Genomic DNA, 15,813 nt, shown 5'->3' with positions numbered 1-15,813 from the left:
TCATGATCAATTCTTTGAGGTGATAAGAAGGGTGGAATTGACTAGAGAATCCCAGGTGTTGGAGAGTGTGCCCAGAAAGGCTTTTCCTTCTTCTGTGATGGAGTAGTATTTCCGAGGAGGTCCAGATTCGGACTCAACCCAGCGATATTCTACCAAGGAGGCAGACTTCAGTCTATTGAGTAGTGGGTATAGTGTGCCTTCTACTACAATCATTTGAGCTTGGGTCAGCTCTTCGATCAGATCTGAAGTATAAACCTCGCCTCGAGAGATGATATGCAACACGCAAAACTCTAAGAGTCCTTTGCGCATTTGAATCTGTGTGTTGGCGACATTCATTGTTAAGGTGATTATGTGTCAATGTTGCGGGAAATACCTATTCCCGTCCTTTCTTGATAGAGAAAAATTATACCAATCTTTTCCAAGCTACCTTGTATAACCTAATTCCTTGCCATAAGCAGGTAGTAGGTATAGGGAAATAGCTGTGAAAGTCCTCCTAATTCGCTCAGATCGATGTTTGTGATTTTTTGATCCTGCAGTGGAAAAAGTTTTTCAAAAAATTATAGGCTTTTCAACTTTAATAAAATGTTAAATTTCTGAACATGTTTATGTACGCGGGCGGACAGGTGAACATGACTTTTGCAGAAGCAAATTGATCACTGATCGTGTCGTTGACCCAGAATTGCATTCTGGGCTGTTATTGGCCTTGCCGTTGGCAAGGGTTTTGCCAAGGGCAAAATCCATATCAGCCCCGAATACAGCGAAGCGAAATTCGGGGTAACAAAGTGAATTAAGGATTGCCAGAGTGCCAACGGCACGATCAATAATAAAGGATCCTTCTCAATTAATCCCAAACATATTTTAGGTCATAATCAATTCCATACTCTTCCAAGAACTTGAGGTATTCTTCTTGAAATGTCATATGCTTATGATGTTCTTCCTGATTTTGAATATACTTTTTGACAATGTCTAATTTTGATTGACTGACTGAAAATGTGCCATATCCCTTTTGCCAATGGAAATCCTTTGGCCCAATTTCAGTCATTTTATTAGAACTCGGGATTTTGACCTTCTGAATCATATCCGCAATTGTCAATGTCCGAGGAAGCGTACACAACCAATGGACGTGATCAGAGTTCATATAAATTCCTTCTGTGTAAATCCCCAAATTGGAAGCTACAGAAACTATGTAGGCTTCCAGAATTGGTTTTGTTTTCGGGGTTACAAATGGCTTTCTATCCTTTGTGGAAAATATCACATGTAAATAGACTTTTGCTAAAGATTGTGGCATGATCGAAAAGATTATGGTGAGAAAAAATATGGATCGTGCCGTTGGCACTCTATAAATATAACTAAACGATACATACCCAGAATTGCATTCTGGGCTTTTATTGGCCTTGCCGTTGGCAAGGGTTTTTGCCAAGGGCAAAATCCATATTAGCCCCGAATACAGCGTAGCGAAATTCGGGGTAAAAAGGTGTATTGAGAATCCCCAGAGTGCCAAAGGCACGATCAATAATTAATCGGAATCATGATTTGCATTGATAGAAAAATATAGATCGTGCTAACAGCACTCTATAAATATAACTAAACGATACATACCCAGAATTGCATTCTGGGCTGTTATTGGCCTTGCCGTTGGCAAGGGTTTTTGCCAAGGGCAAAATCCATATCAGCCCCGAATACAGCGAAGCGAAATTCGGGGTAACAAAGTGAATTAAGGATTGCCAGAGTGCCAAAGGCACGATCGGTATAATTCTGACTTAATTATATGGTTAACCCAAGCATTGAAGCTGCTTCGGTCTTCGGTCTTCGGTCACCCCCGCCTGCAGTTCGGGCAGGGGTCTTCCTGCTAATTAAGAAAAGAAAGTAAGCTTGATGGCATCACTGGAGATAATTATAGTAGCATTATTTCATTATTTTTTACCTGAGTTGCCATTGGACTGATTATTTGGTTTATTTTGAAAGGTGAATTTTAGCAGAGCAACTTCAGTTTTTTATTCCTTTCTCTTATTCCTTCTAATGGCGGGGAGTACGCGTGTTTTTTCCCAGGATTTGTCGCCCAAGTATTCCAATGAATTCCTAAGCATAGGAGTAGGGGCAAGGGCACTTGGTATGGGCGGTGCCCAAGTCTCAGCCGTCCGGGATGTAACGGCGGCTTATTGGAATCCGGCTGCTCTGATGGGAGTTCAGCACAAATACGAATTCAGCCTAATGCACTCAGAATACTTCGCAGGGGTGGCCCAATATGATTACCTGAGTTTTACCACACCAATAAAGGATAAAAGCCAAGTTGCTGTTTCTCTTATCCGCTTCGGAGTGGATGATATTCCCGATACCAGATTTCTGTACGATGCCAATGGGGCTTTGAATTACAATAACATACAGTTTTTCAATGCGGCAGATTATGCCATGCTTCTGAGCTATGCCCGAGACCTTTCGGATAAATTTAAGGTTGGTATGAATGCTAAAATCATCCATAGAAATGTGGGAAAATTTGCGCAAGCTTGGGGATTTGGGTTGGATGTGGGAGGAATCTATGTGAAAGACAAGCTGACGCTGGGCTTAATGGTACGTGATATCACGACGACTTTCAATGCCTGGTCGCACAATGCAGAATTGGTACGCGAGATCTACGCCCAGACTGATAATGAAATACCTGTGAATTCTGTGGAGCTGACCTTGCCAAGGGCGATTTCCTCTGTAGCTTACACGTTTGAGTTTGGGAGCAAATTCAATTTACTGACGACACTTGACTTGGATATGACATTTGATGGGGAGAGAAATACGGTGATCAGCACTCCTTTGCTAAGCATAGACCCAAGGTTTGGATTAGAAGCTGGTTTTCAGAATATTGCTTTCTTACGCGCAGGTGTTGGTAACTTTCAATACATCAAGGATTTCCAAGGGAATGAAAGCCTGAATATGCAGCCAAGTATGGGGATCGGGGTTTTTATCAGTGAGCGATTTCAGATCGATTATGCACTTTCAGATATTGGAAATGTTTCTGAGACACCTTATTCCCATATATTCAGTGTGAAAGTAAGTTTGGAGAAATTGGATCCTGATTTCAGGGAATTTAAAAGCTGGACAGACAAATGATAAAAAAACTCACGTTCATTTTTCTGGGATTTCTCGTGCTTTCCAACTTAGCTCTAGCTCAGGAGCCGGTTTGGTACAATTACAACCAAACGTACTATAAAATCCCAACTGGCTCGGATGGCATTCACCGGATCTCTGCCTCCTCCTTAAGTGGTTCGGGGATCAATCTCACCGGTTTAGACCCAAGAAATATCCGTCTTTATCATAGAGGACAAGAAGTTGCGATTCATATAGAAGGAGAAAATGACGGGAGGTTTGACGGGGACGATTACATAGATTTCTTTGGGCAACGGAATGATGGTACGCTTGATAAATTGCTGTACACAGACTTTGAAAAGATCCCAAATCCATATTTCAATACGAATTCTGACTCCACTGCTTTTTTCCTAACTGTTACCACCGGACAGAATGGAAAGCGGATGGTCCTACGATCTGCACCTGAGGTTGCTTTGCCGGCAGCCACAAGCTATTCCTCAGAGAAATTGCTGGCGATAGGTGAGCAGTACTCGCTGGGAGTGGGATATGCACTGGGTTTTAGGTTGTCAAAGTTCGATCAAGGACAGGGATGGATGTCTGGCATCATCACAAAAGGGAGCACCCGACAACTCACACTAAATGAGCTGGGAGTGATGGGCGCTGGAACCGCCAAGCTTGAAATCGGTTTGGTAGGAAGGTCTTTCAATCCTCACACCACTAGAATTTTGGCTGGACCTACCCCGACAAATCAACGACTGGTTGGTACAATTTCCAGTGTTCAGTTCGAGTCTCCGCAAGTTACGCTAGACCTAGCCATGAGTGACTTCAATTCCGACGGGAGTATAGTCATTGGCGTGAATTCGGCAGGACCGGAATCTGCCGATAATATTTCTGTGGCTTATGCCAAAATCACTTATAGAAATAATGTTAGTTCTGGTGATTTTGCTTCGAAGCTGTTCATTTCCCCATCCGGAAATCAGAGAATCCAGCTCTCGGGAATTTCCGGTAATTATTCAGCTATAGATATCGCGGATCCAATTAATCCTCAAAAAGTACAGCTCAGCAAAACTGGACAGACCTTGTCTTTCAGGTCTTCTATTCAAAGTGATTCGAGCAAAGTTTGGGTGCAAAATGAGGAAAATATCATCCCCATTGCTAGGCTTGAGCCGGTCAAATTCAGGAATTACTTAGCGCAAGCCGCTAATTACATTTTGGTTGGTCATACCGCCTTGGAGCAGCCGAGCACGCAGTTTGACAATCCACTCAAAGCCTATGCAGATCACAGAGCTTCTCCTGCGGGAGGAGGTTTTGATACGCTCATTGTGAAAATGGAGGATTTGTACAATCAGTTTTCCTATGGAGAATATACTCCCGCTGCGATCTATGAGTTTTTGAGAGCCTATTATCCAGTGCATAAGCCTACGCACATGCTTCTTGCGGGAAGAGCCTTAGCGGTTTTTTCTACTGCTAGAGCAGGTGGAGTCACTTATTTCTACCGAAACAACCCCTCGGCTTTTAGCTTTCGTGATCTAGTTCCTGCAGGTGGATTTCCTTTTTCGGATAATGTGTACACCCTTGGGCTTGACCCAGACAAACCTTTGGCTCCCGCTCTCGCAGTAGGAAGGATTCCAGCTAGAAATTCACAACACTTGGCGGATTACCTGAGCAAAGCAATAGAAAAAGATGAAGTTGGTATTTCGGATTCTTGGCAAAAGGAGTTGATTCACCTATCGGGCGGAGTGTCAGAGTTTGAGCTGGAGCGCTTTTTCAATTTCATGAATGGCTTCAAAACCATTGCTGAGGGACTTTATTTGGGAGGGAATGTCACCACCTATCGCAAGCGGTCCAATTCTACCATTGAGGTAATTGATATCACAGGAGATCTAAACGAAGGCCGATCCATGTTGACGTTTTTCGGCCATGGATCACCGACTGTTATCGATATAGAAATAGGTTTTGCCTCTGATCCCACGCTGAATTATCAGAATAAAGGCAAATATCCGATCATGCTTTTTAACGGTTGCGACTATGGAAGTGCCAATGGAAATAGCTACACCCAAGGTGAGGATTGGGTGATCACGCCGGAGAAGGGAGGGATCTCGGTTATGGCCAATTCCTCTATCGGGGTGGATGTCTACCTGCGCCGCTATACCGATATGTTTTACAAAAAGGCCTTTTCAGACAGCACACTCATCTATCGCACGCTTGGTGAAGTGAAAATGGAGGCTGAAACTGCCTATCTTGATGAGTACGGAACAGATCCTCTTTCTTATTCCCATATGGAGCAGATGATCAATTATGGTGATCCAGGAGTGCGGATTTTTCCTGCGGACAAAGCTGATTATGCGGTCAAACTGGAGGAAGTTTCTCTTGATAGTTTTGACGAAGTGCCGATTTCCGTGCTTTCAGATAGTTTGAACTTGAGTTTTGTCCTGAGAAATATCGGTAGAGTCGATACAGATTCCATAGAATATAAGGTGAGTAGAAGATTGCCTGATGGAACTATTGAAAACTTTGACCCGATAAAAATCCCCTACATAGCAAGAATTGATTCGCTCAATTTTACTATTCCGAATATCGGCAGGAATTCAGCTGGTGAAAACACCTTTACTATTGAGGTGAATTCGAAAATGGAAGTGGAGGAAATGACCTTTGCTAATAATTCGGTCAGCTACACCAAGTTTATTCCACTCAGTGGCACGCTCAATCTCTATCCACTAGAGTATGGTATTGTGAGTGGAACTGAGACGAAGCTAGTCGCTCAGGCGCCAGGCAAAATCATTGATGACCGGACCATCATCATTCAGTTGGATACTGCGGCAGCATTCAATTCCGCGTACCGCAGAGAAGTTCGGGTGACCACAAGAGGGCTGGCAGAAATGCCTTTGCCGCTTACTGCATTCTCGGACAGCACGACTTTCTATTGGCGATCAAAATTTCAGGAGGCCAATCCTGGCGAGACGGATGCCTGGACTAATTCCAGTTTCTCTTTTATCCCATCCGGTCCTGAAGGCTGGACTCAGCGTACGACTTACCAGCTTGATGAGGATCAGTTGACCAATTTGGAGCTCAAAGAGTCAGATCGAAGCTGGAAATACCTGGATCAGCAAGCTACTATTGGGGTCTTTACGGTAGGATCGGCTGTGGATACCCTATCATTCCGAAACACGCAGTTCTACCTAAATCAGATTCCGCAGATCATCGATAATGTGAACAATGCCAATAGCCGTCTCTGTCCGAATGGCTCCTTGGGTTTGGTGGCTTTTGAGCAAAAAAGCCTCATGCCATATTTGGCGATTCCGGTTCCTGGATTTGATATACTGGATTCCAGAGCTTGTGGTCGAGTGCCGCAAATGATTCAGAGTATTCAAAACTCATGGATTACTACGCCTGGGCAAACGATGCTAGTTGACTATGTGAATAATGTAAAAGCCGGGGATTATGTGGTGATTTTCTCTGTGGGCAATGTCACCTTTGAAGCTTGGCCAGATATTGCGTTTGAAAAGTTGAAGGAATTTGGAGCAAGCGAGGCTACGCTGAGGGCTTTGAAAACTGGTGAGCCTTATATTCTTTACGGTAGAAAAGGCATGCGTCCTGGGGAAGCGATTGAGATTGTAGGGAATAAAAACATGGAAGTTCCGGCTTCTCAGCAAACTCTTTCCTTTGATACCGAGCTTTCGGGATACCTGACTTCAGGGATGATTTTGACACCGAGAGTTGGTCCTGCGTCATCTTGGGAGCGTTTCTTCCAACATGTAAATGCCAGAAACTGGATCAATGAGGAAGAGAGAACTTACTTCGACATCATCGGAGTAAAGGATAATGGCGAAGAAGAGCTTTTGATTGAGAATACCTACGACCGGGAAATGGATCTGTCATTTATCAGTACGGCTACTTATCCCTATTTGAAACTACGCTATAGTATGAACGATCCCGAGTCAACGGCACCTGCTCAGCTAGACAAGTGGCAGGTGAATTATACCGGAGTGCCAGAGGGAGTTTTGATTCTCAAATCCGCTAAGGAGCAAGTGAATCTGCGCGAGGGAGAAACGGGCTTGCTGGAATTGCAGTTCAAAAATATTTCAAAATACAACTTCCTGGATTCTATTCAGGTGGATTGGAAAATGACCAATCTGACGAGTAAAAAAGTGGAAGAGTTCTCAAAGAAATTCCCAGCACTGAAAGCAGGGGAGGCATTTGACTTTACCATAGAATTCAATTCCATAGGAAAGGCAGGGGAGAACGAACTGGAAATTTTTGCGAATCCTAGAATACAGCGGGAGCAGACTTTCCGCAACAATCAGGTGGATCTGGGTTCCTACTTCATCGTGGAGGGGGATAACTCCACGGCGCTGCTAGATGTGAACTTCGACGGAATCTACATTATGGACGGAGATATAGTCTCACCAAATGTGCTGATCACGGCTTTGTTGAAGAATGATCAAACCCTGATTTATAAAAAAGATACTGTCGGATTGGAGCTCTTCCTGAAGCAAAACTGTGAATCCTGTGACTTCAAGCGGGTGAATTTCTCCAATCCTAACTTGACTTGGACACCAGCATCAGAAGACGAAGACTTTAAAGTTTCCCTGATTCCTGGACCGCTCGAAGATGGGATCTATACGCTGAGAATCACGAATGAGGATTCCAGCGAACCCTATGAGATCACCTTCGAAGTGATCAACGAATCCCAGATCACTAATTTTTATCCTTATCCGAATCCATTCAGCACCTCGGTGCGCTTTGTCTTTACGGTGACGGGTATGGAAGTGCCTGACGAGATCAAGATCCAGATCATGACCGTCACGGGCAAGGTCGTACGGGAAATCCTGCAAAACGAACTAGGTCCGATACGAATAGGAAATAACCTAACCGAGTACGCTTGGGATGGCAAGGATGAGTTTGGCGACCAACTCGCAAACGGCGTCTATATCTACCGAGTTCTAGTCCGCAAAAACGGCCAATTTATGGAGCACAGACCTACCGCCGGAGACAAGGCATTTAAGAAGGGATATGGGAAGATGTATTTGTTGAGATAGGTTTATTTCAGGAATCTGCTTTGTTAAGGTAATCTGCAATGTTTTAGGTCATGGTGTTTTCTTATGTGGACGGAAGGCCGAAGACGGGAGACGGAAGTGTGTTTACGCCGAGGCAGGGTGAATTGGCTTGAAGCTTGAGTTTACCATGCTTACGATGTTTTTGAGCATCGTTGGCGGATAAAAGGGCATACATAAGAATTTATGGGATTCAGTATTTTTTTCTTGATATATTAGAATTATGGATTTAGAACTTCAAAACAAAAAGATAGAATTGATACAATGGTTATCCACTTTGGAAGACTCCTCTTTAATTGATAAGCTGATGAAGTTTAGAGAAAGAGAGAAATCCGATTGGTGGGGGGCAATTTCTGATGAGGAGAGATTATCAATTCAAAAAGGGATTGATGATGCGAATGAGGGTAAACTAAAGCCAAATTCTGAAGCTCAAAAAATATATGGGAAGTGGCTTTAAGATTTTTTGGACTGATCACGCTTTATCTGAGTTAGAATCTACTTTTAAATATCTAGAAGATAATTGGACTGAAAAAGAACTAGTGAAGCTAGGCTTGAAAATTGAGCATACTCTGGAACTGATCTCAAAAAATCCTACAATTTTTCAAGAATCGCCTGACAAAAAAGGAGTGCGACAAGCGGTAGTGGCGAAGCATAACACGATGTACTATAGAATAGTGAAGGAAACAATAGAAATCCTTTCCTTCTTTTCGAATCGACAAAGCCCTAGCAGAAGAAAATTTTAAGGTTATGCGCTTGCGGGGTTGTTTTCCCTCTCATATTTCACCGTTTGGGACCAACAAGCCAACGGCGTCTATATTTACCGCGTCCCCCACTGAGGGTAGTCTAGGCATTGAGATCCCTAGATGTTGATTGTATCTACACCTTTCTTATTGTGCCAATAGCATAGGACACAGACTCACTTAACCAGATTTTTTTACTTGAATGTGTCAAATCGCTACAAAAGTGTACGAAAATCGCGCAGAGTTTTTAATGAACAATTGGTATAACTCTGATAATTAATACAATGTGTGTTAGCGTGGATTTTGCCACCTTCTTAGAGTATAGTCCCTGATCTTAGTATCCCGCCTAAATAAAATAAGTACATCAATGCTTTAGTTATGATAAAGAACAATTTAAGGCTTGCACTCCGAATACTCTGGAAAAACAAACTTTTTTCATTAATCAATATCATTAGCCTGTCATTGAGTATGGCGGTTGGTGTTATCATTTTTACAGGGCTAAAAGCCACTTTCGATACGGACGGGTTTCATCCAGAATTAAATCAACTCGTGCGAATACTCACGCAGCAAACAATAGCCGGGGAACAAACAAAATGGGCAACAGCTCCATTGCCATTGGCATCTCAGCTAGAATATTTCTCCTTTGTTGAAAATACGGTGAAAGTGCGTGTGGCAGGAAAATATAACCTTCAAACGGACAAAGGTGACGTGCCAATTGATATTAAGTTTTCTGAGCCTTCCTTTTTTGATGTTTTTGGCTTCAATTTGTTGTCGGGAAATGCACAGAACCTTACCACTAATTCCAGTACTCTTTTTTTAACTGAAAAGACAGCGGAAAAGATTTTTGGAAGCGCTGATGCAGTAGGTCAAACAGTTCAATTTGAAAAGTTAGGTTCTTTTACTGTAGAAGGAATCATCCAAGACCCACCTTTAGAAACACATTTACCGATAGAGGCAATGCTATCCATTAACTCTGCTGAAATGCTTGAAAAAAATGGAGCAATCAGTAGTATTTCGCAAGATTGGGGAGAGTTCAAGGGTGCAGCGATATACGCACGTTTGAAATCCGAAGATAATTTTAGCCAACTCAATACATCGCTTCAAAATTACAATCACCAACTGGACAACAGTAAGCTTCAGTTTATTGCCCAACCCGTAAAAGATATTACCCCTCGAAACAATGACATTAAAAATGATTCTAATGCGGGAGCCGATTGGGCAGCTATAAAAATCCAACTTTTCATAATTCTGTCCTTAACCCTATTATCTGCTTTTAACTACATCAGTTTGTCACTAGCCCGTGCCTTCTCCCGGGCGCAGGAAGTAGGTGTCCGCAAAACGATAGGCGCAACAAGAGGGCAAATTATTGGGCAATTTTTAACTGAAGCCACCCTTATTTCCTTATTTGCTTTGTTCTTGACTGTACCGTGTGTCCTTATTTTAGCCCACTATATACCCGATATGGATGACTTGGCTTTTTCTTGGGACATAGGTCTAATTCTATGTTTGTTAACCTACGCCGTTATCACAGGATTAGTAGCAGGAGCATTTCCTTCATGGCTTTTGTCAGCCTTCAAGCCTATTGAGGTTTTGCGTAAAATGAAAAATATAAAGCTGTTCCGGGGTGTTGCTGTTTATAAAGTCGTGATTGTCTTACAATTTTCAGTGACCATCATGTTTATGATATTGGTTGTCATAGTAGGCGATTACGATAGAAAAAACAAGGCAGCCATTGACTCAAGTATTTCACCTAATGTGCTCACGCTTGATTTGAAAGGTGAATCATATGAAAACTTGCAAAACGAACTAAGTCGATTAAATCAAGTGGAGACGATTTTGGCAACTAACTGGTATTATGAACCGATGCGTATGAGTAAATCTTCTGTAACATTTCAGGATAAAATTTTGGAAATGAATTACGTAAGTATTGACCCGGAAACAATTGAAACAGAAGGCATCAGCTTAAAATCAGGACAGAATTTCCCTAAAGATATGCCCCAGAGTTCAGAGCAATATGTGTTGGTGAATGAAGCTGCTTCAAAATTATTCGCCCCAGGGTTGGAGAATCTAGTAGGGCAAAATCTATTACTTGACTCCGCCTATGTACAGGTCATTGGCATCATGCCTAATGAAAATATTGGCGAACAACGCCCGCTAGTATATCGGTATTTGCCAAATGAGATAGCCACCTTGCTTATAAAAATAAAGCCTAATACAGAAGTGGAAGCAACAAGAGCCATTCAATCCTTATGGAAAAACAACTTTCCTGAAAATACAGCAAATCTATATAACCTAAAAGCGCAGCGTTATCCAGAGAAAATCAGTGGAGAAATGGAGATTTTTGGTGGCTTAGCCCTTATAGTTTTAATAATAGCTTCTTTGGGCATTTTAGGCATAGCAAGTTACTCTGTCGAAACGCGTACTAAAGAACTGGGCATAAGGAAAGTAATGGGTGCAAACAGCTTAAAGCTGATATGGACGGTTACCGGGAAATTTGGTTTACTAATTCTGATTGCTGGACTTATTGGCGTTCCATTGGGCTTGTTTTGCGGTGATTTATTAAAAGAGGAAACGGGCACTCCTCTTGATTTGGGTCTTGTAAACGTAAGCTTAGGCTTTAGTTTGATAGCCATACTCGGGATTCTGGTCGTCCTATCCCAAACCATTCGAGCAGGGCAAATTGAGCCGGTAAAAGTTTTAAAATCAGAATAAGAAGAGTAAAATTTATTTTGACAGCTTTGGAAACTTTTACTCAGCGACTCGCTGTGAGAGAAATCTAATGGTCTCTTAATTTGCTATTCATTCAAATTCTAAATCTAACCTAACACTCTGGCTGAGTGTAGTCTAGGCATTGAGGCTGCTAGGTGTAGATTGTATCTACACCTGTCTTTCCTTATCAATTTGAAGTTGATAGTGATAGTTAGGAGTTTTGGAAGGTATCAATTTAAATAGATTCGACCCCGTTGGGGTCGTGGGGATGTCAAAATGGTTGTCGTTTTCCATGGGTTTCACCCATGGCTATTCATGGTTCGATCCCGTTGGGATCATTAGATTGAAGCGTTGATTACTGTTGGTGTTATATATTTCATAGATCGAGCATGAAGCGACAGTCCCGATGAGCGAAGCGATTTCGGGGTGGTCAAACCATGATTAGCCCCGTATGAAATGCGGGGTAATTGAATTTTGATGGGGATGACAACTCTGAAGGAGTTGAACTTTTGAGATAGGAATTACAAATTCCCAAAATAGAAAAGCGTAGATATAAGCTATGCTTAGACCAGAAGATTCATCGACAGTGAAGCCTTAGAACTGTTTTGGCCAAGTTGAATTAAAAATCCAGAAAAATAAAATGAGTATGTCTCATAAGTCAATTCAAGAGTCTGAGATTTGGTTGTATGAAAATTGACTCAGATACCGACCCGAATAAAACAGAGGCTGTCCCTACTTATGAGACAGCCTCTAGTCAAATTTAATGCTCTAAACCCCCACTGTGCGTAGTCTAGGCATTGAGGCCGCTAGGTGTAATTTGTAATTACACCTTCCTATCCTTATCAATTTGAAATTGATAGTAAGGAGAGGGCGAAGTTACATCTGCATACTTTTCTGTATTCTCAACCCTGAATGGGTTGAACATTAAGTACATTTGAGAGAGAAACCCCTTCTTTGAGCCTACCAGCAAGCTATTGATTTCACCCAAAGACTAAAATCACCCGAATTACTCCTACAAGGAAAGTTTCAAATCTACCTCAGGCCTATTTCTGACGAAAGGTATCTGATACAAATGATAACACTTCAGGAAGGGATTCTCTCCAATAAGTCCAATTATGTGCGCCATCCCTTATTCTGAACTCATGGGGGATTTCTTTTTTCTTCAATGCGATATGAACTAGGCTATTTCCTTCATAAAGAAAATCATCATCCCCACAATCAAAATACCATTTCACAGATTTCATCGCCTCCAATTCATTCAATTCGATTTGCCTTAGTGCCGAATGTCGGTCATAATAGCCTTGGAGGGAATTAGTATTCTTTACTTCGGTATTACTGTTTTGAAGTCCTTGATTGAATTCTTCAAAAGTGTTACTCCTCAATGCTGCACTTAAAGGGCAAGCGGAAGAAAACAAGTCAGGGCGGTGCATGGCGTAGAAAAATGTGCCACCGCCTCCCATGGACAAGCCAGCTATTGCCCTGTACCTTTTCTCAGATTTGATTCGGTACTTTTTTTCTACCTCAGGCATCAGTTCCTCAAAAAAGAAATCTTCATATCTCCAGTCATTGTTGACATCATTGAAGTAACCCCGCTTACCAGTATTGGCATCAGGCATGACAATGATCATGGCCGTGGATTTTCCTTCCAAGATGGCTTTGTCAGCAATATATTGGACTTCTCCAAACTGCACCCAACCTGTCTGATCATCTCCGCCTCCGTGGAGGAGGTACAAGACAGGGTAGGAGCGCTGCGAGGTCTCATATCCCGGTGGCAGATAGATCGCATACTTGCGCTCCATATTGAGAATTTTACTCTGCAAAGTCATTTGGTCAAAAACCTTACTGTCTTGTGCAAAAGCAACAATTGAAAACAGTAAACAGAAGGATAAAGCAAGTGAGTATTTTTTCATATCGGAATGGGAATTTGGGTTTGAGTTGAGTAGCTGTTTGATTTTTTGGACAAAGAATCTTTCAATGCATTAATCTACCATAAAGATGAATTTATAAAAACCCTTACTTTTTTTGTGGTCGGGAAGTTTTTCTGATGGTCAATTCCCTCACTGAGTGTAGTCTAGGCGTTGAGGCTGCTAGGTGTAATATTTAATTATCCCTTCAAGTCCCTATCAATTTGAAAGGTATCTTGATAGTTAGGGTGAAATTGCAAACTTCGCCCAATGATCATCACGAACTTTTATAGTACGAGGGCTAGGACTAGCTATTTTCTACTATCTGTAATAAACAAGCTTGACTGAAAATAACCTTCGGAGATTGAAAAATAGCCTGACTTTAAGCTAATTGAAAACCCATTTATTCCTGCAAGTCTTGTATTTTTATAGATAGGAGGGAAACACTTGGCTACGTATCGAACGGTCAAAATTGACCTGTATTAGTGAATAGAGGTTTGGTCGAAGGCCTAAGTTTAATTGGGTTTAGCTTTCTGGTTAGGCAGACTTTGAAAACCCATATTGAAAAAATATAAGAGCATATCCTGCTATCAAAACCTACATGCAATAGCACGATTCAGGACGTTAGTGCTCCTAGTCAGCTTGTACTATGTGCCATTGTCGAACTTAAAGATAGGAATAATGAAAAATCGTTATCTGATTAAAATAGTACTATCGGCAGTTCTGTTAGCCTTTCTTTTGGTCCCAATACACACATTTTCCCAAACTAATTCTGGGGATTTAGAAAAAATAGTTGACAGTCTATTTATTGGATATTCTAATCAGAATGAGCCAGGAGTAATAATTGGAATTATGAAAAATGATTCAATTATTCTAAAAAAAGCCTACGGGAGTTCCAATATCGAGCTCAATGTTCCAATATCGAATGAGACAAAGTTTCATATTGCTTCTTTAACGAAACAATTCACAGCATTTGCTATCGCTCAATTAGAAGGACAAGGTAAATTGTCTTATCAGGATGATATTCGTAACTACCTACCTGAATTAAATGATTTCGGTAGAGTAATTACTATAGATCATCTCTTACATCATACTTCGGGTCTAAGAAGCTCAAACAGGTTACGCTTACTGCAAGACGATTTTTATGAAACGATTTTGACACAAGAAAATGCCCTTCAACTTATTTTTGCTCAAAAGGAATTAAACTTCGACCCAGGTTCCGAATTTGGTTACAGTAACTCTGGATATATACTTCTAGCAACGATCGTTGAAAGAATTTCCAATATGAAATTTTCAGAATGGCTAGAACAAAATGTATTTCAGCCACTAGATATGAATCAGTCGATAGTAGTATCAGGCCAAGCTCAACAAGACCCTAATAAAGCTATACCATATGAAAAAAATGGAGATGGATATAAGCAAACAATGGGAATGGACTGGTTAGATTATGGGGCGACAGGCATATATTCTACCATCGAAGACCTAGTGAAATGGCAGAGATACCTGCATAGCCTGAATTATATGTGGTTAGGTGAGAGTTCCTCCAGTTTTCCTTATGGTATGGGGCTTTATGTTGTGAAATCTAGTGAAGGAGATATTGAACAGATCTATCATACCGGAGATGGTGTAGGATACATATCTTTTATGTCATACTATCCAATGGAACAGTTAGATGTTATTCTATTGAGTAACCTTAATAGTAATGAACCAATAAGATTGGCTGAGGAAATTGTGGGTATTTTAAATTCAAAAAATAAGAACTTAACTACTGAAATTGAACCTCAACTTGAGGTTCCACTAGAAATCCTGGAAATTTATGCAGGTACTTATGATGCCGAGCAATTTAAACCAGAATTTGAAATTAAAGACAGTCAACTTTACGCTTTAAGTTCTCAAGGGGCAGATTTATTGGTTGCTTTGAATGAAACGACATTTGTAATACCCAATACTCCCGTACAATTTGAGTTTGACAAAGCAGGGCAATATGTGATATTAAAAATGCCAGATAATGAATTGAAATTTCCCAGAATCACACCGGAAGAGGTTTCTCATACCATTGACTTATCTGATTATACAGGAATTTATTATTCACCTGAATTAGATGTCAGTTACTCTTTAAAAGTTGATAATAATCAGTTAGTTGCCGAGTCGCCTAAGAACAGACGAATTGTTTTCGGTTCGATAGCAATGGATACAACTGAAAGTGAAGACCGATATTTTAGGAATATTCATTTTTCTAGAGATGAAAATAACAGAATTAATGGCTTGAGAGTAACTGATATAGATGGTAGGGTTCGAAACCTATGGTTTGAAAAGAAGGAATAAAAAACT

The 15,813-nt window shown here is 41.2% G+C and carries 9 protein-coding genes; 6 read left to right on the top strand and 3 right to left on the bottom strand.

Translation table 11 applies throughout. The annotated features are described in order from the left end of the window. Positions 1-6: 6 nt before the first annotated feature. Both LV83_RS13780 and tnpA read right to left on the bottom strand, forming a co-directional pair. Positions 7-336, bottom strand: coding sequence for a PadR family transcriptional regulator (locus LV83_RS13780; protein WP_111612123.1), 330 nt, complete (start codon positions 334-336; stop codon positions 7-9). Between the two features lie 505 nt (positions 337-841). Further along, on the bottom strand, positions 842-1,288 hold the full coding sequence (gene tnpA, locus LV83_RS13775) for an IS200/IS605 family transposase (protein ID WP_111612122.1): 447 nt from the start codon (positions 1,286-1,288) through the stop codon (positions 842-844). A gap of 677 nt (positions 1,289-1,965) precedes the next feature. Here tnpA and LV83_RS13770 point away from each other — a divergent pair. The 5 genes from LV83_RS13770 to LV83_RS13750 all read left to right on the top strand — a co-directional run bounded on the left by LV83_RS13770 (position 1,966) and on the right by LV83_RS13750 (position 11,581). Beyond that, complete coding sequence (locus LV83_RS13770; protein ID WP_449353832.1) at positions 1,966-3,099, top strand: putative type IX sorting system protein PorV2; 1,134 nt, start codon at positions 1,966-1,968, stop codon at positions 3,097-3,099. After that, on the top strand, positions 3,096-8,114 hold the full coding sequence (porU2, locus tag LV83_RS13765; protein ID WP_111612120.1) for a putative type IX secretion system sortase PorU2: 5,019 nt from the start codon (positions 3,096-3,098) through the stop codon (positions 8,112-8,114). The genes LV83_RS13770 and porU2 overlap by 4 nt, the downstream gene beginning before the upstream one ends. Before the next feature lie 238 nt (positions 8,115-8,352). After that, the gene (locus LV83_RS13760; RefSeq protein WP_111612119.1) at positions 8,353-8,586 is read left to right on the top strand and encodes a hypothetical protein; all 234 of its coding nucleotides are present in this window, start codon (positions 8,353-8,355) and stop codon (positions 8,584-8,586) included. Then, complete coding sequence (locus LV83_RS21800; RefSeq protein WP_111612118.1) at positions 8,570-8,872, top strand: type II toxin-antitoxin system RelE/ParE family toxin; 303 nt, start codon at positions 8,570-8,572, stop codon at positions 8,870-8,872. The genes LV83_RS13760 and LV83_RS21800 overlap by 17 nt, the downstream gene beginning before the upstream one ends. A gap of 375 nt (positions 8,873-9,247) precedes the next feature. Continuing rightward, positions 9,248-11,581, top strand: coding sequence for an ABC transporter permease (locus tag LV83_RS13750; RefSeq protein WP_111612117.1), 2,334 nt, complete (start codon positions 9,248-9,250; stop codon positions 11,579-11,581). Positions 11,582-12,621: 1,040 nt separating this feature from the next. Here LV83_RS13750 and LV83_RS13745 read toward each other — a convergent pair. Next, positions 12,622-13,488, bottom strand: a complete 867-nt coding sequence (locus tag LV83_RS13745) for an alpha/beta hydrolase (protein WP_111612116.1) — start codon at positions 13,486-13,488, stop codon at positions 12,622-12,624. 675 nt (positions 13,489-14,163) lie between these two features. Here LV83_RS13745 and LV83_RS13740 point away from each other — a divergent pair. Next, positions 14,164-15,807 (top strand): serine hydrolase domain-containing protein, encoded by a 1,644-nt coding sequence (locus LV83_RS13740; RefSeq protein ID WP_111612115.1) that lies wholly within the window; start codon positions 14,164-14,166, stop codon positions 15,805-15,807. The last annotated feature ends 6 nt before the right edge of the window (positions 15,808-15,813 follow it).

Source organism: Algoriphagus yeomjeoni, from assembly GCF_003259505.1.
GTDB classification, from domain to species: Bacteria; Bacteroidota; Bacteroidia; order Cytophagales; family Cyclobacteriaceae; genus Algoriphagus; species Algoriphagus yeomjeoni.
The sequence above is the reverse complement of the archived record's forward strand: the minus strand, read 5'-3'. Positions and strand labels throughout refer to the sequence as shown.